The organism is Streptomyces sp. NPDC050743, from assembly GCF_044456925.1.
Classification (GTDB): domain Bacteria; phylum Actinomycetota; class Actinomycetes; order Streptomycetales; family Streptomycetaceae; genus Streptomyces.
Window position 1 is genome coordinate 1 of record NZ_JBITGJ010000062.1, and the last position, 18,798, is coordinate 18,798.

Here is an 18,798-nt window from a genome sequence, read left to right on the forward strand (position 1 = left end):
CCGTCCATGTCGCTGATGTCGTCGGTGGCCACGTTGCCGGTGACCAGCTTGGTCACCGCCAGGTTCACGCCCTGCAGGATCAGGAAGGTGCCCAGGGTGATCAGGAAGCTGGGCAGGCCGGTTTTGACCACCATCCAGCCGTTGAAGAACCCGATCGCGAGCGAGACGACCAGGGCGACGATCACACCGACCCAGACGTTCAGGGTCAGCTGGTAGCTGAGCATGCTCGCGGTCAGTGCGGAGGTGATCACGGCGACACCGGCGGAGAGGTCGAACTCGCCGCCGATCATCAGCAGGGCCACCGGCAGGGCCATGATCCCGATGGTCGAGGACTGGTACAGGATCGTCGCCATCGAGCTGCCCTGGCGGACCGTGGGCGCGACGATCAGGAAGAAGACCAGTACGGCGGCGGCGCCGAGGAAGACGCCCACCTCGGGGCGGGCCAGCAGCCGCAGCGCCAGCGGGCGGCGCGCGGTGCGGCCGTCGCTGTGCCCGGGACCGGACGCCGGCGGCCTGCCGAGGGCCGGTTCAGCCTGCTGGGCCATGCTCATCACCGGGTGCCCTTCGCGGCGAACTCGGCGACCTTGTCGACGTTGGACTTGTCGACGAAGGCCGGGCCGGTCAGGACCGGCTGGACCCCGCCGCCGCTGTAGTTGCCGTTGTTCTTGTAGAGCCACAGCGCGTCGACCGCCAGGTAGCCCTGCAGATAGGGCTGCTGGTCGACGGCGAACTCGATCGAGCCGTTCTGGACGGCCTTCACCAGGTCTTTGTTCAGGTCGAAGGTGGCCACCTTGGCCTTGCTGCCCGCGTCGCCCACCGACTGCACCGCCGTGAGGGCGAAGGGGGCGCCGAGGGTGACGACCGTGTCGATGGAGCCGTCCTGCTTGAGCTTGGCCGTGATGGTCGACTTCACCGACGGCATGTCGGTGCCGTTCACATACAGCGTCTCAGTGGTGCCCTTGAACGTCTTCTTCACCCCGTCGCAGCGCTGGGTGAGGCCCACGTTGCCCTGCTCCTGGATCACGCAGACGACCTTCTTGGCGCCGGTGGTGTTCAGCTTGTCGCCGAACGCCTCGCCCGCCACGCTCTCGTCCTGCCCGAAGAACTCCAGCAGCCCGAGCTTCCGCCAGTCGCTCAGACCCGAGTTCAGGCCCACCACGGGTATGCCGGACTGCTCCGCCTTGCCGATGACGCTCTTCATCGCGTCCGGCTTGGCCAGGGTGACCGCGATGCCGTCGACCTTCTGGTCGATCGCGTTCTGCACCAGGTTCGCCTGGTTGCCGGCGTTGGGGTCGGCGGAGTAGACGAGCTTGACGTTGTCCTTGGCGGCGGCGGCCTCGGCGCCCTTGCGGACGGTGTCCCAGAAGGTGTCGCCGGGCGCCTGGTGGGTGACCAGCGCGACGGTCATGCGCGGGGTGTTGGCCTTGCCCGCCGAGGCGTTCTGCGCCGCCTCCTCGGCCTTCTTGCCGCCGTGGCTGCTGGCGCAGCCGGCGAGGGTCAGGGCCGCCGCGGCGGCGACCGCCACGACCGGGGCCAGTCTCCGGGAGCGGGAGGGGGAAGAGCGGTCCATCTTTCCTGCACCTCACTGTGCGTGCGACGGGGGAAGGGACGCTGTTGCGTTGGGACGCGATCCAAGTCCCTGGGACGCCCGCTGTCAATACTTTGTTAAGACATCATTTCACAAGCAGGTTCGAATGTAAGTACAAACCATTGACACTTGCGGCTTCCGGGACCTACACCTGAGAGGCATGAGCCCAGTACACCGCACCCCGCAGCGAACGGCACCGGGTGATCGCGCGGTCGACGCCCTCAGCTTCGCCCTGGACCGCACGAGCCCGGTGCCGCTGTACTACCAGCTCGCCCAGCAGTTGGAGGCGGCCATCGAACACGGCGCGCTGGCCCCGGGCAACCTCCTGGGCAACGAGGTCGACCTGTCCGTGCGCCTCGGGCTGTCCCGGCCCACCGTGCGCCAGGCGATCCAGTCCCTGGTCGACAAGGGACTGCTGGTGCGCCGCCGCGGAGTGGGCACGCAGGTCGTGCACAGCAAGGTCAGACGGCCGCTGGAGCTCAGCAGCCTCTACGACGACCTGGAGTCGGCCGGCCAGGGCCCGACCACCCGGGTGCTGCGCAACGAACAGGTCCCGGCGAGCGCGGAGGTGGCCGCCGCCCTCGGGATCGCGGAGGGCGCCGAGGTCACCGTGCTGGAGCGGCTGCGCAGCACCCACGGCCAACCGGTGGCGTTCCTGTGCAACTACCTGCCGGCCTCACTCCTCGAACTCCCCACGCAGCAACTGGAGTCGACGGGTCTGTACCGGATGATGCGATCCGCCGGAATCGTCCTGCACAGCGCCCGCCAGTCCATCGGCGCCCGCAGCGCGACGGCCGAGGAGGGCGCCCTGCTGGACGAGAAGGAGGGCGCGGCCCTGCTCACCATGCGGCGCACCGCGTACGACGTCACGGGCCGCCCGGTGGAGTACGGCAGCCATGTGTACCGGGCGTCGCGCTACGCCTTCGACTTCCAACTGCTGGTCCGCACCTGAAGCGCTGGTCAGCACCCGAAGCGGAACCACCCGTGTTCACACAGCCCCCACGGCCGCACGCGCCCTGGGGGCTGTCGGCTCTACGCCCCGGTGAACACGCAGGTAACGGTGACGATTACGTTTCGGGCAAGAGACAGCTCAAGAGGAGCCGACCTATTGACTCATGAGCGGACATGGGGCTGTTATTACGCCCACGATGTTCGGTCGAGTTGATTTCTGATCGGTTTCGAAGACCTTCGGGGATCAACTCATCCCCTTGACCGAGCCCTGTATTCCTCAGGAGCCGCCATGCGCCTCTCGCCCTCCGGTCTCTCCGTCCCGGGTCCCAGCCGTCGTTCGGTGCTGCGCGGTGCAGGCAGTGCCGCCGTGCTCGCCGGTGCCGGCATACCCCTGCTGTCCGCCTGCGGAGGCAGCAGTTCCGCCTCGGACCCGAAGACCGTCACCCTCGGCTCCAACGCCTCGGACGCCGTGCCGAAGAAGGCCTTCGAAGCCGTGTACGCCGACTTCAAGAAGCAGTCCGGCATCACGGTCGATGTGAACACCAAGGACCACAACACCTTCCAGGAGCAGATCAACTCGTATCTGCAGGGCACGCCGGACGACGTGTTCAACTGGTTCGCCGGGTACCGCATGCAGTTCTTCGCGGCGAAGGGTCTGGCCTCGCCGATCGACGACGTGTGGGCCAAGATCGGGGACAACTTCCCGGACGCGATGAAGAAGCTCAGCAAGGGCGAGGACGGCAAGTACTACTTCGTGCCGCTGACGACGTACCCCTGGGCGATCTTCTACCGCAAGAGCGTCTTCCAGCAGCACGGCTACAAGGTCCCCGCCACCTGGGACGACCTCGTCGCCCTGTGCAAGCAGATGAAGAAGGACGGGCTGGTCCCGATCGCCTTCGGCGACAAGGACGCCTGGCCGGCGATGGGCACCTTCGACCAGATCAACTTCCGCCTCAACGGCTACGACTTCCACGTCCAGTTGATGGCGGGCAAGGCCTCCTGGACCGACGCCAAGGTGAAGGCCGTCTTCGACCACTGGAGCGAGATCCTCCCCTACCACCAGGACGGCTTCATGGGCCGTACCTGGCAGGACGCCGCGCAGTCGCTGGTGTCCAAGAAGGCTGGCATGTACCTCCTCGGCTCCTTCGTGGCCCAGCAGTTCACCAACAAGGCCGACCTGGACGACCTCGACTTCTTCCCCTTCCCGGTCATCAACTCCGCGTACGGCCAGGACACCGTCGAGGCGCCGACCGACGGCTTCATGGCGAGCAAGTCCCCGAAGAACCACGACGGCGTGGTGAAGCTGCTGGAGTACCTGGGCACCCCGGCGGCCGAGGAGATGTACCTCAAGACAGACCCGAGCGTGGTGGCCGCCTCCAGCAAGGCGAGCACCTCCGCCTACTCGGCGCTGCAGAAGAAGGCGTTCGACATGATCAGCAACGCCAAGACGCTCACCCAGTTCATGGACCGCGACTCCCGGCCCGACTTCACCTCCACGGTGATGCAGCCCGGCCTGCAGAAGTTCCTGCAGAACCCCAAGGGCGTGGACAGCCTGCTGTCGTCCATCGAGCGCCAGAAGAAGACGATCTTCGCGTCCCAGTGAGCGGCCCGATGACGACCGATACGACCACGAAGAGCCCGGAGGCGGCCGCCGTGCCGCCTTCGGGCGCCTCGCCCGCGCGTACGCGGGCCACGCACGGCCATCGCCGTCTGCTGACCCGCCGTGACCGGTTCACGCTCGCCCTGATGGCGGGCGTGCCGACGATCCTGCACGTGCTCCTGGTGTGGGTCACGGCCATCGCCTCGATCTTCCTCGCCTTCACCACCTGGGACGGCATCGGGTTCGACTCGATCAAATGGGTGGGCCTGGACAACTTCAAGCAACTCTTCAACGACAACCCGCAGTTCTGGCCCGCCGTCCAGCACAACATCATCTGGTTCGTCGTCCTGATCCTGATCCCGACGCCGTTCGGCCTGTTCCTGGCCGTGCAGCTGGACAAGCGGATCCGTTTCAGCCGGGTCTACCAGACCGCGTTCTTCCTGCCGGTCGTCATCTCGATGGCCTGCATCGGCTTCGTCTGGCAGCTGGTCTACAACCCGGACACCGGCCTGATCAACAGCATCATCGGGGCCAACAAGCCCGGCCACTACATCGACTGGATCGGCGACCCGCACCTGAACCTGTGGGCGGTCCTCATCGCCGCTTCCTGGCGGCACACCGGCTACATGATGATCCTGTACCTGGCCGGCCTGAAGAGCGTCGACCCGTCGCTCAGGGAGGCCTCCGCGCTGGACGGCGCCAACGAGTGGCAGACGTTCAAGAGCGTCATCTTCCCGACCCTGCGCCCGACCAACACCGTCGTGCTGGTCGTCACGATCATCGAGGCACTGCGCGCCTTCGACCTGGTCTTCGTCTTCAACAAGGGCGCCCAGGGCACCGAGTTGCTGTCGATCCTGGTCACCAACAACATCATCGGCGAGTCCAGCCGCATCGGTTACGGCTCCGCCATCGCCGTCGTCCTGCTGGTGATCTCCCTCGCGGTGATCATCCCGTACCTGATCGCCACCTTCCGGAAGGAGCGGCGCGCATGAGCAGCACCACTCTGCCGCTGAAGCGGCGCGCCCCGATCCGCCCGGCCCGGGTCCTGCTGCACGTCTTCCTGGCCGGTACGGCGCTGGCGTGGCTGGCGCCGCTGCTGTGGGCGATCTTCTCGGCCATGCGGCCGTACAGCGAGACCAGCGCCAAGGGCTATGTCTCCTGGCCGGACAAGCTGACGTTCGAGAACTTCACGAACGCCTTCAAGCAGTCCGACATGCTCCACTACTTCGGCAACACGCTGGTCATCGCGATCCCGGCCGTGCTGCTGACGCTGTTCCTGTCCTCCTGCGTGGCGTTCTACGTCGCCCGGTTCGACTTCCGGCTCAATCTGGCCCTGCTGCTGGTGTTCACGGCCGGCAACCTGCTCCCGCAGCAGGTCATCATCACCCCGCTGTACCGGCTGTACCTGCTGACGAACCTGCCGGGCATCACGGCCAGCGGCAAGCTGTACGACTCCGCCCTCGGCCTGGTCCTCATCCATGTGGCGTTCCAGTCCGGGTTCTGCGCGTTCGTGCTGAGCAACTACATGCGCTCGCTGCCGCACGAGCTGACGGAGGCCGCGCTGGTCGACGGCGCCTCGGTGTGGCGGCTGTACTGGCAGATCACCCTGCCGCTGTGCAAGCCGGCGATGGCGGCTCTGGCGACCCTGTTGTCGATCTGGATCTACAACGACTTCTTCTGGGCGCTGGTGCTGATCTCGACGGGCCAGAACATGCCGATCACCTCGGCCCTGAACAACCTCTCCGGCCAGTACTTCACCGACCCCAACCTGGTCGCCGCGGGCTCCCTGCTGACCGCGATCCCGACCCTGGTCGTGTACTTCGCGCTCCAGCGCCAGTTCGTCAGCGGCCTGACCCTGGGCTCCAACAAGGGCTGAGACGCCCGCACGTGAAAGAGAACGACGTGAAGCGCACCCTGTCCGTCCCCGGCCTCGCCTACGGCGGCGACTACAACCCCGAGCAGTGGCCCGAGGAGGTGTGGGCCGAGGACATGCGCCTGATGCGCGAGGCCGGGGTGAACCTGGTCAGCGTCGGCATCTTCTCCTGGGCGCTGCTGGAGCCGGCCGAGGGCGTGTACGACTTCTCGCGCCTGGACAAGGTCCTCGGTCTGCTGCACGAGAACGGCATCGCCGCCGACCTGGCCACGCCCACGGCGGCGCCTCCGGCGTGGTTCTTCCGCGCCCACCCGGAGGCGCTGCCGGTCGAGCGCGACGGCCGGATCCTCTCCTACGGCAGCCGGCAGACCTTCTGCCCGTCCTCGCCCGCCTACCGTGAGGCCGCGCTGCGGATCGCGGGCGCGCTCGCCGAGCGGTACGCGGACCACCCCTCGTTGCGCATGTGGCACGTGCACAACGAGTACGGCTGCCACAACGCGGCCTGCTACTGCGACACCAGCGCGGCATCCTTCCGGCGCTGGCTCCGGGCCCGCTACGGCGACGACCTGGCGGCGCTCAACGACGCCTGGGGGACACGGTTCTGGAGCCAGTGGTACTACGACTGGGAGGAGATCCTGCCGCCGCGCGCCACCGGCGCCGTACCCAACCCCACCCACCAGCTGGACTGGCGCCGGTTCTGCTCCGAGGAGCTGCTGTCGCTGTGCACGGCGGAGCGGGACGTGCTGCGGGCGGCGGCGCCGTCGATCCCGGCCACCACCAACTTCATGGTGATGTTCAACTTCGACGCGCTCGACTACTGGCGCTGGGCGCCGGAGCTCGACATCGTCTCCAACGACCACTACCTGATGTCCGCGGACCCCGAGTCGGAGATCGACATCGCGCTCAGCGGCGACCTGACCCGTTCCCTCGCGGGTGGCCCGTGGCTGCTGATGGAGCACTCCACCGGCGCGGTGAACTGGCAGCCGGTCAACCGGGCGAAGAAACCAGGTGAGTTGCGCCGCAACGCCCTCGCGCACGTGGCACGCGGCGCGGACGGGATCGCGTACTTCCAGTGGCGGCAGTCGAAGGCGGGTGCGGAGCAGTGGCACTCCGCGATGGTGCCGCACGCGGGCACCGACAGCCGGATCTGGCGGGACGTGGTCCGACTGGGCGCGGACCTGCGGGCGTTGGCGGAAGTGCGCGGCAGCACCTCGCCCGCCGAGGTGGCGATCGTCTGGGACTGGGACGCCCGCTGGGCCCTGGAACTGCCCTCGCAGCCCAGCGGCGAGCTGCGCTACGCGGACCTGGTCCGGGCCTGGTACGAGCCGCTGTGGCGGACGGGCGTGGCGGCGGACTTCGTACGTCCGGGGGCCGACCTGTCCGCGTACCGCCTGGTGCTGGTCCCGAACCTCTACCTGGTCGACGACGAGGGAGCGGCGAACCTGTCGTCGTTCGCCGAGCGCGGCGGCACCCTCGCCGTGGGCTTCCACAGCGGGGCCGTGGACGAGAACGGCCATGTGCGGCTGGGCGGTTACCCGGGCGCGTTCCGCGAGGTGCTCGGCGTCCGCTCGGACGAACCGTTTCCGCTGCTGCCCGGTGAGCAGGTCGCGCTCTCCGGCGCGGTGCCGGAGGGGGCGGCGGGCACGCTGTGGTCGGAGCGGCTGCGGCTGGAGGGCGCCGAGGCGGTCGCGTCGTACGCCGACGGCCCCCTGGCCGGCGTCCCCGCGGTGACCCGCCGCCCGCACGGCACGGGCGCCGCCTGGTACCTGGCCACGCTCCCGGACCCGGCCACCCTGGCCGCGCTGCTGGACCGCGTCCGCAGCGAGGCGGGCGTGGAGCCGGTGCGCACGGCCCCGCCCGGCGTGGAGGTGGTCCGCCGGCGCGGCCCGGAGGCGGACTACCTGTTCGTCATCGACCACGCCGGCCGGGGCGCCGAACTCCCCGTGGCTGCGGGCTCCTCGGAGCTTCTGACCGGCAAGGAGACGGCAGGCACGGTCGTCGTCGCACCGGGCGACGTGGCGGTCGTACGGGAACCCCGGTGACCTTCACCGGGACTCCGCTTCCGTGAGCAGGACCGCCAGGTGGTCGGCGAGGGCGATGAGCCGATCGAGCCGCACCCCCTGGCGGGCCCTGCGAAATCCATCGGGGCCGCGGGCATCCGGAAACAATCGAGAGCCCTGTCTCGCTGATGCGAAACAGGGCTCTGACCTGCGACTACGAAGCAGGCTTCGTGTCGGGACGACAGGATTTGAACCTGCGACCCCTTGACCCCCAGTCAAGTGCGCTACCAAGCTGCGCCACGTCCCGATGCGCTCACTCGCGGTGACCCGCTTGATCGCGCGGACAGCACTTTACCCCACCTTCGGGGGTGGGCCGAAGAGGGCCCGGGGTGAGCCGGGGACAATCGGTCGTATGACGAACGCGGGCGCATCGGATGCCAGGGACCGGGACCCGGAGGGGCGGGCACGCAACGCGCGCCCCCGGGACGGGCTCGGCCGGCCGCTGCCCTACGGCACGGAGGGGGTCCCCCGGCAGCCGGAGGGTGTCGTACGGCGGCCGCAGGAGACGGTCGCCGAGGCGCAGGCCCTGCTGGACGCCGGAAAGCCGTTCCATGCGCACGAGGTGTTCGAGGACGCCTGGAAGTCGGGGCCCGAGGAGGAGCGCGCGCTGTGGCGGGGGCTGGCCCAGCTGGCGGTGGGCCTCACGCACGCGGCGCGCGGGAACGCCGTCGGCGGGGCACGGCTGCTGCGGCGGGGTGCGGCGGCGCTCGGGGACTGGGAGACGGAGCAGGGCGAGGACCGGCCGTACGACATCGATCTCGCCGGCCTCGCCCGGTGGGCGCGGGAGCTGGCGGGACGGGTGGAGAGCGGGGACGGGGGCGGGCCCGTGGACGCGACGGTCGAGGCGCCCCGGCTCCGGTCCTGACGGGTCCGAGTGCCGTCGCAGGGTGTGCGGACGCGGTGCACCCACTGTCAGTGGCATGCGGCAGACTCGGGGCGTGCGAAAGATTCATGTCATCGGTATCGGCGCGGGCGACCCCGACCAGCTGACCCTGCAGGCGGTCAAGGCGCTGCGGAGCACGGACGTGTTCTTCCTGCTCGACAAGGGCGAGGTGAAGGGCGATCTCACCCAGCTCCGCCGGGACATGCTGGACGCGCATCTGCCCGAGGGCTCGTACCGGGTGGTGGAGGCCCGCGATCCGGAGCGGGACCGGAAGGCGGGCGGGCCGGCGTACTCGCCGGCGGTGGAGGACTGGCGCAGCGCCCGCGCCGGGATCTACGAGCGGCTGATCGCCGAGGAGCTGGGCGAGGACGGCACCGGCGCCTTCCTGGTGTGGGGCGATCCGGCGTTGTACGACAGCACGCTCGGGATTCTGCAGGAGGTGCTGGAGCGCGGCGCGGTCGCGTTCGAGTACGACGTGATACCCGGTATCAGCAGTGTCTCCGCCCTGGTCGCCCGGCACCGCACGGGCCTGAACCGGGTGGCCCGCCCCGTGCAGATCACCACCGGGCGGCGGCTGGCCGAAGGGTTCCCGGAGGGCGTGGACGACGTGGTGGTGATGCTGGACGCCCATCAGGCCTTCCGGCAGTACGCCGAGCAGGACATCGACATCTACTGGGGCGCGTACATCGGCACCCCGGACGAGCTCCTCGTCTCCGGCCCGATCGCCGAGGCCGGTCCACGCATCGAGCGGGTGCGGGCGGAGGCGCGCGAGCGCAAGGGCTGGATCATGGATACGTATCTGCTGCGCAGAAACCCCGGCGATCAGTAGCTGCGCCGGCCCCCGGCCGGGGACGCGGTCGTATGAGGCCGGAAACCGGGTGAGCCGGGCACTGGGTGCCGGTCATACTCAGGCCATGTCCGGCTCTCCCGTCCGTTTCCGCGATCCGCGCTGTAGGGAGTACGACTTCCTGGACTCGCTCCTGGTCCACTGCCCGCGCTGCGACCGCATCGCCCGCGTCCAGCGGCAGCCGGATCCCGGAGAGCGGCCGCTGTTCGCGCCCCGGCGACTGATCTGCCGGTCGTGCGGTCTGTCCCGGACCTGGACCGGCCGGGGCGTCGGACTGCGGGCCGGTTCGGGGGGACCCGCGGTGGACCCGTACTTCGGTGTCCGTCTGTGGCTCCAGCGGGAAACCCGGCACGGCCGGCTGTGGGCCTACGACCTGCGGCACCTCGACCTGATCCGCCGCTACGCCGCCGCCGGTCTGCGCGAGCGCGCCCCCTGGTACGACACCGGGCAGAAGACGATCCTGGTCGCCCGGCTGCCGGTGTGGATCAAGTCCGCCAAGAACCGGGACGAAGTGCTGCGTACCGTCGACCGGCTCCGGAAGTCGGTCCTCACGCAGGGCTGAGGCCCAGCCACCGCAGTACGCCCGTCACGTCGGACACCGCCGCCACGCCCCGCGGGAGCGGGGGGCGCCTCACCACGACGACGGGCAGGGCGAGTTCCCGTGCCGCCGTCAGCTTCGCGGCCGTGGCCTCGCCGCCGCTGTCCTTGGTCACCAGCACCTCGATGCGGTGGGTGCGTAGCAGCTCTGTCTCGTCGGCGACGGTGAACGGGCCGCGCGCGAGGACCAGTTCGGTGTCCGGGGGCATGGGCGGCTCGGGCGGGTCGACGGACCGTACGACGAAGTGCAGATCCGTCAGGTGGGCGAACGCGGCCAGGCCCAGGCGTCCGGTGCTGAGGAAGACCCGGCGGCCGAGGCCGGGCAGCGCCGCGGCGGCGCCGGCCAGGGACGGGACGTCGTGCCAGCGGTCGCCGGGGCCCGGCCGCCAGCCGGGGCGGCGCAGGACGACCAGGGGAACCTCCGTGGCCGCCGCCGCGTGGGCCGCGTTGGCCGTGATCGTCTCGGCGAAGGGGTGGGTGGCGTCGACCAGGGCGTCCACGTGGTGCACGCGCAGCCAGTCGGCCAGGCCCTGAGCACCGCCGAAGCCGCCGATCCGTACCTCGCCCGCCACCGCTGCCGGCCGCGCGACCCGGCCGGCCAGGGACGTGGTCACCCGGACGCCGGTTCGGGCGGCGAGGCCGGCGGCGAGGCGGCGGGCCTCGGTGGTGCCGCCGAGGATCAGGACGTGCGCGGGCATAGGGGTGAGCGTACGAGGTCGTACGGGACGGTCCGCGGTGCGGGTCGCTACCGTCGAGCCATGCAATCCGTGCAGTCCGTACGTGCCGTGCTGATCGACATCGACGGTGTCCTCACCGTCTCCTGGAAGCCGCTGCCGGGCGCGGTGGAGGCGCTGCGCGCGATCCGCGCGGCGGGGCTCGGCGTGGCCCTGGTGACCAACACGACGTCCCGGACGCGGGCGTCGATCGCCGGGACGCTGAGCGACGCCGGTTTCGAGGTGCGTGCCGAGGACGTCCTCACCGCGCCCTCCGTCACCGCCGCCCATCTGGCCGAGCACTTCCCGGGCGCCCGCTGCGCGCTGCTCAACAGCGGGGACATCGCGGAGGACCTCGGCGATGTCACCCTGGTGGACGACGATCCCGAGGTGGTCGTGTTCGGCGGTGCCGGGCCGGAGTTCGACTACGCCTCGCTCAACCGGGCGTTCGGGTTCCTCCAGCGGGGTGCGCGGCTGGTCGCCATGCACCGGAACCTGTACTGGCGGACCGATGCCGGGCTGCAGCTGGACTCCGGTGCCTTTCTGCTCGGGCTGGAGCAGGCGGCGCGCACAGAGGCGGAGGTGACGGGCAAGCCGTCCCGGGCGTTCTTCGAGGCGGCGCTGGCCCGGCTGGCGGTGGACGGCGGGCAGGCGCTGATGGTGGGCGACGACGTGGAGTCGGACGTGCTCGCGGCCCAACGGGCGGGGCTCACCGGGGTGCTGGTGCGCACCGGGAAGTTCCAGCAGGAGACCCTGGACGGCGCGAGCGGCACCCCGCACCACGTCCTGGACTCCTTCGCGGACCTCCCGGCGCTGCTGGGCCTCACCCGGGACACCGGGAGCTAAGAGCCATCACGTAGTGCGGGCCGGGGCCTGCTGACCCGCGAGGGGTGCTTCGTTTACTGGATGTCGATCTTGAGGTTGTGGAGTGCGGCGACGCCAGCGACGGCGTGGTTGACCGCCTCACCCCGACGCCTGCATTGGCGGAGGATCTGGTGGTCTTTGAGCCGGGCGATGGCACCTTCGACCCCGCCGACGGCGATGTAGAGGCAACTCGAATAGAGCCCAGCGACGCGGAGCTTGCCGCGCTGGCGAAAGCCCGCCGCAAGTGCCGCGGCCGAAAGCGTGCCCTCGACCGCTCCCGCCGAGCGTCCAACTCCGGCCAGTACCGGCCGTCGAAACGCCAACAAGCCCGGGCCGAACGGCGCCAGGCCGCGGGCCTGCCCGCACGGACCATCGAAACGCCCGGCGGGGCGAGGGCAGCGAACAAGGGCGGGGTGCCCAAGCAGGCCTACCGCCGGGACAGCCTGATCGAAACGCCCGGCGGGGCGAGGGCAGCGAACAAGGGCGGGGTGCCCAAGCAGGCCTACCGCCGGGACAGCCTGTCGGCCGGCTATCGGCTCAACCGGGCTCGGCTCGCCGAAGCCGCCGCCACCGCCGCCGCGGCCAAAGACCACCGCGCCAGGCGGATAGCCGAGGAGATCATCACAGGCCACGGCGCGAACCTCGTCGTCGAGGACTGCGACATCCGCACCTGGTACCGCAGGTGGGGCAAAGCACTGCAAGCCACCACGCCCGGACGGCTCATAACTGCCATCGGACGGGAGTGTGAGAAGACCGGCGGGCGGATGCTCCGGGCCTCCACCTTCACCACCAAACTGTCCCAGAGGTGCTTCTGCGGCGAGAAGGTCGTGAAAACCCTCGCCGACCGCATCCATGTCTGCACCGCCTGCGGGCTGACCGGCGACAGGGACGAGGTCTCCGGCGCCCTCTGCGCCCACGTCCACCTCACCGACCCCGACAATCCCAGCACCGCACGCCTGGACACCGTCCAGGCGCGGCATACACAGATTCTGTTCCATGAAGGGCTGCAAGAAGCCCTGTCGAGTCAACCGCAGCGCGGTGCCCGCCCCACCCGGGGCCGCACCCACGCGGCAGCCCACAAGCCGGATGCTTCCGGCCGCGGGCCTCTGCTCGACAAAACACCACCATCCAGTACCGGACTTACCCCGAATGAGACCCGACCCGCGAACAAGCGGCACAAAACCCACGTCGGAACAGCCAGCTGCACGGAGCCGACACGCCGCCCAGGCACGCCGGCCCCGTACAGGCACCGGGTGGGCATCACCTCATTACGTGATGACTCTTAGCGCAGGAGCAGTTGCACTCCGCCCACGATCGTCGCCGCGATCACGAGTTGTTCGAAGAGTCGCTGATTGATCCTGTTCACAGCCCACTTGCCGAACAACGCACCGGGCACGACGAACACCGCGAGCGCCGCGTCAAGGAGCAGCGAACGGCCGTCGATCAGCCCCAGACCCGCGCTGAACGGCACCTTCGAGACGTTCACGATGAGGAAGAAGAACGCCGAGGTGCCGAGGAAGCCGAGCTTGCGGAAGCCCGCCGACAGCAGGTACATCGACATCACCGGCCCGCCCGCGTTGGCGACCATCGTGGTGAACCCGCCGAGCACCCCGTAGGAGCGGGCTTTGGCGCGGCCGGCGCGCGAGGTGACCTCCGCCGGTGCCTTTCCGGCGTCCGCCGTGCGCCGCCGCCACAGCGTCACCCCCGCCATCAGCAGCAGGATCGCGCCGATCGAGGTCCGTACGATCCCGTCGTCGGCCCACACCAGGAACAGCGTGCCGACCACCACCCCGGCCGCGACGGCCGGGAACAGCCGCCACAGGGTGGGCCAGTGGGCGTGCCGCCGGTAGGTGAGGACGGCGAGCACGTCACCGGCGATCAGGACGGGCAGCAGGATCCCGGTGGAGGCGCGGGCGGGCAGGACCGCGGCGAAGATCGCGAGGCTGACCGTGTTGGCCCCGCTCACCGCGGTCTTGGAGAAGCCGACGAGCAGGGACGCGAAGGCGAGCGCCGCGAACCCCCAGCCGGATATGTGCCAGAGCGTCATCGTGTTCATGCGGGGACCGATGCTATGTCCGGACAAGTCTCCGGCGTAAGGACCGTCTCGCCAGGTGGCCCCTGCCGCGGCCTGTTCCGCCCGCTATGACCGTTGCGCGTACTGCGCCCGCAGCTCCCGCTTGAGCACCTTCAGGCTGGGCCCGAGCGGCATCGTGTCCGTGAACTCCACGCGCCGCGGGTACTTGTGCCGGCCGAGGTGCTCCTTCGACCACGCGGTGATCCCGGCGGCGTCGGGCGCGGTGCCCGGTGCCGGTACGACGACGGCGCAGACCTCCTCGCCGTGCAGCTCGTCGGGCAGGCCGATGACCGCCACCTGGGCGATGCCGGGATGGCGCATCAGCACCTCCTCGACCTCCCGCGGGTACACGTTGTAGCCGCCGCGGATGATGACGTCCTTCTTGCGGTCGACGATCCGCAGGAAGCCCTCGTCGTCCTTGGTGCCGAGGTCGCCGGTGCGGAACCAGCCGTCGACCAGGGCCTCGGCGGTGGCCTCGGGCCGGCCGAGGTAGCCGGAGAAGACGTTGTGGCCGCGGATGACGACCTCGCCCAGCTCGCCGGGCGGCAGCAGCTCGATGCGGCCCTCCAGCTCGGCGCGGGCGATCTCCACGTCGACGCCCCACAGCGGGTGGCCGATGGTGCCGGCCTTCGTGCCGAACAGCGGCTGGTTGACGGTGGCCGCCGGCGAGGTCTCCGACAGCCCGTAGCCCTCGTAGATCTTCGCCCCGAACGCCTCCTCGAACCGCTCCAGCACGGCGACCGGGAGGGAGGCCCCGCCGGAGACGCACACGCGCAGGGCGGGCAGCGCGTCGGCGTCCGGGGCCGCCGCCACGAGGGCGACGAACATGGTCGGCACGCCGTGGAAGGTGTTCACGCCCTCCTTCACCATCAGCTCGATGGCGCGGGCCGCGTCGAAGCGGGGCAGCAGCACGAGCGTGGCGCCCGCCCGCCAGGTGGAGTTCAGCGACACCGTCTGGCCGAAGGCGTGGAACAGCGGCAGCGCGCCGAGGGCGATGTCGTCGGCGCGGATGTCGTTGGCGTCGAAGGCGTTGACGGTCGCGTTCATCACGACGTTGAAGTGGCTGAGCACGGCGCCCTTGGGGACGCCCGTCGTGCCGCTCGTGTAGAAGATCACCGCCGGGTCGTCGGCGGTCCGGGTGACGTACGACGGCAGGGGCTCGGCCTCGGCGGCGAGCTTGTCGAACTCCTCGCCGAGCACGGCCACCCGGACTCCGGTGGCCTCGGCGGCGGCCCGGCCGGTCTCCGCCTGGGCCGGGTGGACGAGCAGCAGGGTCGCCCCGCTGTCCGCCAGCACGTGCTCGACCTCGCCGGCCGACAGCAGCAGATGTACGGGGACGACGACTCCGCCCGCCGCGGCGATCGCGTAGTAGGCGACCGGGAACTCGGCGGTGTTGGGGGCCATCAGCGCCACCCGGTCGCCGGGCCGGACACCGAGCCCGGTGAGCGCTCCCGCCCGGGCCAGGGCCTTCCGCCACACCTGGGCGAACGTGAGCCGCAGGTCCCCTTCGACGAGCGCGGTCTTGTCGGGGCGACGCCTGGCGTTCTCGGCGAGAATGGCGGCGACGGACAGGGTTGCCATGGAGTGCTGCTCCGTTTCCTTGCTGCGGCTCGACTGACCAGATCCCCCCGTCGGAAAAGCGCTAGTGCCTCTCGACCAGCACCGCGCTCCCCTGCCCGACGCCCACGCACATGGTCGCGAGGCCCCGCTCGGCGCCCGTGCGGCGCATCCGGTGCAGCAGCGTCGTCAGGATGCGGGCGCCCGAGCAGCCGAGGGGATGGCCGAGGGCGATGGCCCCGCCGGTGGGGTTGACCAGGTCGGGATCGATGCCCAGTTGGTCGACGCAGGCGAGGGCCTGGGCGGCGAACGCCTCGTTGAACTCGGCCTCCTGGACGTCGGTGACGTCCCAGCCGACCCGGGCCAGTGCCTTGCGGGTGGCGGGGACCGGGCCGATGCCCATCACATCGGGGTGGACGCCGGCGGAGGCGCCCGCGACATAGCGGCCCAGGGACTCGAGGCCCAGCTCGTTCAGGGCCTCCTCGCTGACCAGGAGCAGCCCGGCCGCGCCGTCGTTCATCGGCGAGGCGTTGCCCGCGGTGACCGTACCGCCCTGGCGGAAGACCGGCTTGAGGCGGGACAGCTTCTCCAGCGAGGTGCCCTCGCGGACGCACTCGTCCTGCTCGACCACGATGCCGTCCGGCCGCTGAACGGGCAGGAGTTCGTCGTCGAAGTGCCCGTTCTTGCGTGCGGCGGCGGCGAGTTGGTGGCTGCGCAGGGCGAACTCGTCCTGGCGCGCGCGGGAGACGCCGTAGCGCTCGGCGACCTCCTCGGCGGTCTCGCCCATGGACAGCAGGCCGTGCAGGTCCTTCATCGCGGGGTTGACCAGGCGCCAGCCGAGGCGGGTGTCGTGGGTCTCGATGCGCTGCGGCAGGGCCTCGTCGGGGCGGGGCAGCACGAACGGGGCGCGGCTCATGGACTCGGAGCCGCCCGCGATCACGATGTCGGCCTCGCCGGCGGCGATGGTGCGGGCGGCGGCGGTGACGGCTTCGAGGCCGGAGGCGCACAGCCGGTTGACGGTGGCGCCGGGCACGGTCTCGGGCAGCCCGGCGAGCAGAGCGGCCATACGGGCCACGTTGCGGTTGTCCTCGCCGGCCTGGTTGGCCGCGCCCCAGTAGACGTCGTCGATCCGGGCCGGGTCGAGGGCGGGCACGTCGGCCACCAGGTGGCGGATCACGGTCGCCGCCAGGTCGTCGGGCCGGACGCAGGAGAGGGCTCCACGCAGCTTGCCGATGGGGGTGCGGCGGGCGGCCGCGAAGTGGACGGGACGCACGGCTTCGACTCCTGACCTACGACCGATCGACGGCACTGTCGATCAGCGGACCACACGGGAACACTTAATTAGCACTGCTAGTTTTTGACTATAGACCGCCGACCGGCCCCCTGGGAAGATCCTCCCGAGGCTTCACCGACGTATCCGGAGGAGACATGCGCCACGTCCGCGGGCACACCCTCGACGGCACCCACGGTCAGGTCGCCGTACGCGAGTGGCCGCACCCGGCACCGCGGTATCTGGCTCTGGTGGTGCACGGCTACGGCGAGCACGCGGGCCGGTACGACGAGCTGGCCGCCGTACTGACCGGGCACGGGGCGGCCGTGTACGCGCCCGATCACATGGGCCACGGCAGGTCGGCCGGGGAGCGGGTGCTGATCGAGGACTTCGAGGACGTGGTCACCGATGTGCACTCGGTGGCGGACCTCGCCCGGGCGGCGCACCCCGGCCTGCCGCTCGTCCTGGTCGGCCACTCCATGGGCGGACTGATCGCGGCCCGCTACGCCCAGCGGTACGGCGCCGAGCTGAGCGCGCTGATCCTGTCCGGGCCGGTGATCGGTGCCTGGGAGCTGCCCGGGCGGTTGCTGGCCCTGCCGGAGATCCCGGACACCCCGGTGAGCCCGGCCGCGCTCTCCCGGGACCCGGCCGTCGGCGCCGCCTACGCCGCCGACCCGCTGGTGTGGCACGGGCCGATGAAGCGGCCGACGGTGGAGGCGTTCGCCCGGACCCTGCGCACCGTCGACCTGGCCGGTGACATCGGCCCGCTGCCGCTGCTGTGGCTGCACGGGGACGACGACCGGCTCGTGCCGCTGCCCGGCAGCCGCGTCGGCGTGGAGCGGCTGGCCGGCTCCGGGCTGACCGAGCGGATCTTCGCCGGGGCGCGGCACGAGGTGTTCCACGAGACGGACAAGAAGGAGGTCTTCGCCGAGGTGACCCGCTTCCTGGACCGGTCGCTGCCCCGTTGATCAGGCTTGTTTTGCTCCGCCGAGCGCTGGGCACCCGCCCCTTCGGACAGGACCGTGCACAGCCGATGAAAGGGGACGGACGCACCATGACGGTGATGAAGAGCACGCTGCCCGAGGAGGCACTCCGCGTCACCGGGACCGCCCTGCAGGAGACCCTCGTGGACCTGCTCGGACTGTCGCTGATCGGGAAGCAGGCGCACTGGAACATCGTGGGCCCGCGGTTCCGGTCGATCCACCTCCAGCTCGACGAGGTGGTGGCGACGGCCCGCGCCCACTCCGACACGGTCGCCGAGCGCGCCGCCGCACTGGGCGTGCCCCCGGACGGCCGGCCCGAGACCGTCGCCGCGACCTTCGCGCTGCCCGGCACCAAGGACGGCTGGCTGCGCGACACCGAGGTGGTGGAGCTGATGGTGTCGGCGCTCGAAGGGGCCGTGGGCCGGCTGCGCGAGCGGATCGCCGCCACGGAGAGGCCCGACCCGGTCACTCAGGACCTCCTGATCTCCGTCACCGCCGACCTGGAGAAGCAGCGCTGGATGTTCGAGGCCGAGAACCACCCGCGCGAGACCGCCTCCAGCTAGCACGACACCCCCGCACGGAAGGGGAGACCCATGGCCGACTCCCTCGAAACCGAAGCGCTGTGGCAGGACTTCCACCGCGTGGTGAACATGACCTCGGCGGAACTCGCGGCCTGGCTGCGGGTCCGGGACTCCGACGAGGACACCGAGCCGCTGCCCGACGAGGCGGGCACGGAGACCGGACAGCATGTCCTCGCCATCCTCCAGAAGCGCCGCACCGACCTCACCGACGACGACATCCGCGTGATGCACAAGGTCGTCGACACCGTCGGAGACCTGGTCGACATGGCGGACGAGCCGGAACCGGAGACGGCACCGGAGGACACCCGCCGCCGGCACCGGCTGATGACTCTGGGGCACGACCCGCTCAAGCCGTAG

General features: G+C 70.5%; 19 protein-coding genes and 1 tRNA gene. 13 read left to right on the forward strand and 7 right to left on the reverse strand.

Translation table 11 applies throughout. The features are described 5' to 3' along the window. Both ACIBJF_RS37380 and ACIBJF_RS37385 read right to left on the reverse strand, forming a co-directional pair. Positions 1-551, reverse strand: a 551-nt coding sequence (locus ACIBJF_RS37380; RefSeq protein WP_399180677.1) for an ABC transporter permease, incomplete at its 3' end; no start/stop codon positions are given. After that, complete coding sequence (locus ACIBJF_RS37385; protein ID WP_399180678.1) at positions 551-1,570, reverse strand: sugar ABC transporter substrate-binding protein; 1,020 nt, start codon at positions 1,568-1,570, stop codon at positions 551-553. The genes ACIBJF_RS37385 and ACIBJF_RS37380, both read right to left, overlap by 1 nt. 178 nt (positions 1,571-1,748) lie before the next feature. On the opposite strand from ACIBJF_RS37385, the gene ACIBJF_RS37390 reads away from it, so the two are divergent. The 5 genes from ACIBJF_RS37390 to ACIBJF_RS37410 all read left to right on the forward strand — a co-directional run bounded on the left by ACIBJF_RS37390 (position 1,749) and on the right by ACIBJF_RS37410 (position 8,054). Continuing rightward, positions 1,749-2,540, forward strand: coding sequence for a GntR family transcriptional regulator (locus ACIBJF_RS37390; RefSeq protein ID WP_399180680.1), 792 nt, complete (start codon positions 1,749-1,751; stop codon positions 2,538-2,540). A 288-nt stretch (positions 2,541-2,828) separates the two neighbouring features. Beyond that, complete coding sequence (locus tag ACIBJF_RS37395; protein WP_399180682.1) at positions 2,829-4,142, forward strand: ABC transporter substrate-binding protein; 1,314 nt, start codon at positions 2,829-2,831, stop codon at positions 4,140-4,142. Between the two features lie 8 nt (positions 4,143-4,150). Further along, positions 4,151-5,131, forward strand: a complete 981-nt coding sequence (locus tag ACIBJF_RS37400) for a carbohydrate ABC transporter permease (protein ID WP_399180684.1) — start codon at positions 4,151-4,153, stop codon at positions 5,129-5,131. Then, on the forward strand, positions 5,128-6,015 hold the full coding sequence (locus ACIBJF_RS37405) for a carbohydrate ABC transporter permease (protein ID WP_356311230.1): 888 nt from the start codon (positions 5,128-5,130) through the stop codon (positions 6,013-6,015). Before ACIBJF_RS37400 ends, ACIBJF_RS37405 begins: the two co-directional genes overlap by 4 nt. Positions 6,016-6,041: 26 nt before the next feature. After that, positions 6,042-8,054, forward strand: coding sequence for a beta-galactosidase (locus ACIBJF_RS37410; protein WP_399180686.1), 2,013 nt, complete (start codon positions 6,042-6,044; stop codon positions 8,052-8,054). A 191-nt stretch (positions 8,055-8,245) separates the two neighbouring features. Here ACIBJF_RS37410 and ACIBJF_RS37415 read toward each other — a convergent pair. Next, positions 8,246-8,319: transfer RNA gene (locus ACIBJF_RS37415), tRNA-Pro, on the reverse strand. 105 nt (positions 8,320-8,424) lie between these two features. Between ACIBJF_RS37415 and ACIBJF_RS37420 the strand changes: the two genes are divergently transcribed. The 3 genes from ACIBJF_RS37420 (at position 8,425) to ACIBJF_RS37430 (ending at position 10,364) form a co-directional block, all read left to right on the forward strand. Further along, the gene (locus tag ACIBJF_RS37420) at positions 8,425-8,937 is read left to right on the forward strand and encodes a DUF309 domain-containing protein (protein WP_399180687.1); all 513 of its coding nucleotides are present in this window, start codon (positions 8,425-8,427) and stop codon (positions 8,935-8,937) included. A gap of 73 nt (positions 8,938-9,010) precedes the next feature. Next, positions 9,011-9,784: a precorrin-6A synthase (deacetylating) gene (gene cobF, locus ACIBJF_RS37425; RefSeq protein WP_399180689.1), complete on the forward strand. Its 774-nt coding sequence runs from the start codon at positions 9,011-9,013 to the stop codon at positions 9,782-9,784. Between the two features lie 85 nt (positions 9,785-9,869). Further along, positions 9,870-10,364, forward strand: a complete 495-nt coding sequence (locus ACIBJF_RS37430; protein ID WP_399180691.1) for a hypothetical protein — start codon at positions 9,870-9,872, stop codon at positions 10,362-10,364. Here ACIBJF_RS37430 and ACIBJF_RS37435 read toward each other — a convergent pair. Beyond that, positions 10,351-11,097, reverse strand: coding sequence for a cobalt-precorrin-6A reductase (locus ACIBJF_RS37435; protein WP_399180693.1), 747 nt, complete (start codon positions 11,095-11,097; stop codon positions 10,351-10,353). The genes ACIBJF_RS37430 and ACIBJF_RS37435 overlap by 14 nt on opposite strands. Positions 11,098-11,166: 69 nt before the next feature. Between ACIBJF_RS37435 and ACIBJF_RS37440 the strand changes: the two genes are divergently transcribed. Both ACIBJF_RS37440 and ACIBJF_RS37445 read left to right on the forward strand, forming a co-directional pair. Beyond that, positions 11,167-11,958, forward strand: coding sequence for an HAD-IIA family hydrolase (locus tag ACIBJF_RS37440; protein ID WP_399180755.1), 792 nt, complete (start codon positions 11,167-11,169; stop codon positions 11,956-11,958). A gap of 44 nt (positions 11,959-12,002) precedes the next feature. Beyond that, the gene (locus ACIBJF_RS37445) at positions 12,003-13,262 is read left to right on the forward strand and encodes a hypothetical protein (RefSeq protein ID WP_399180695.1); all 1,260 of its coding nucleotides are present in this window, start codon (positions 12,003-12,005) and stop codon (positions 13,260-13,262) included. Here the strand turns inward: ACIBJF_RS37445 and ACIBJF_RS37450 are convergent. The 3 genes from ACIBJF_RS37450 to ACIBJF_RS37460 form a co-directional block, all read right to left on the reverse strand. Continuing rightward, entirely contained in the window at positions 13,259-14,032 is a 774-nt protein-coding gene (locus ACIBJF_RS37450) for a sulfite exporter TauE/SafE family protein (protein WP_399180697.1), read from the reverse strand. The genes ACIBJF_RS37445 and ACIBJF_RS37450 overlap by 4 nt on opposite strands. Before the next feature lie 84 nt (positions 14,033-14,116). Further along, the gene (locus ACIBJF_RS37455; RefSeq protein WP_399180699.1) at positions 14,117-15,631 is read right to left on the reverse strand and encodes a long-chain fatty acid--CoA ligase; all 1,515 of its coding nucleotides are present in this window, start codon (positions 15,629-15,631) and stop codon (positions 14,117-14,119) included. 61 nt (positions 15,632-15,692) lie between these two features. Next, positions 15,693-16,880: a thiolase family protein gene (locus tag ACIBJF_RS37460; protein ID WP_399180701.1), complete on the reverse strand. Its 1,188-nt coding sequence runs from the start codon at positions 16,878-16,880 to the stop codon at positions 15,693-15,695. A gap of 155 nt (positions 16,881-17,035) precedes the next feature. Here ACIBJF_RS37460 and ACIBJF_RS37465 point away from each other — a divergent pair, with 155 nt between their 5' ends. The 3 genes from ACIBJF_RS37465 to ACIBJF_RS37475 all read left to right on the forward strand — a co-directional run bounded on the left by ACIBJF_RS37465 (position 17,036) and on the right by ACIBJF_RS37475 (position 18,798). Next, positions 17,036-17,845 (forward strand): lysophospholipase, encoded by an 810-nt coding sequence (locus ACIBJF_RS37465; RefSeq protein ID WP_399180702.1) that lies wholly within the window; start codon positions 17,036-17,038, stop codon positions 17,843-17,845. Between the two features lie 86 nt (positions 17,846-17,931). Next, entirely contained in the window at positions 17,932-18,423 is a 492-nt protein-coding gene (locus ACIBJF_RS37470; RefSeq protein WP_399180704.1) for a Dps family protein, read from the forward strand. 30 nt (positions 18,424-18,453) lie between these two features. Beyond that, positions 18,454-18,798 (forward strand): DUF3140 domain-containing protein, encoded by a 345-nt coding sequence (locus ACIBJF_RS37475; protein ID WP_351808050.1) that lies wholly within the window; start codon positions 18,454-18,456, stop codon positions 18,796-18,798.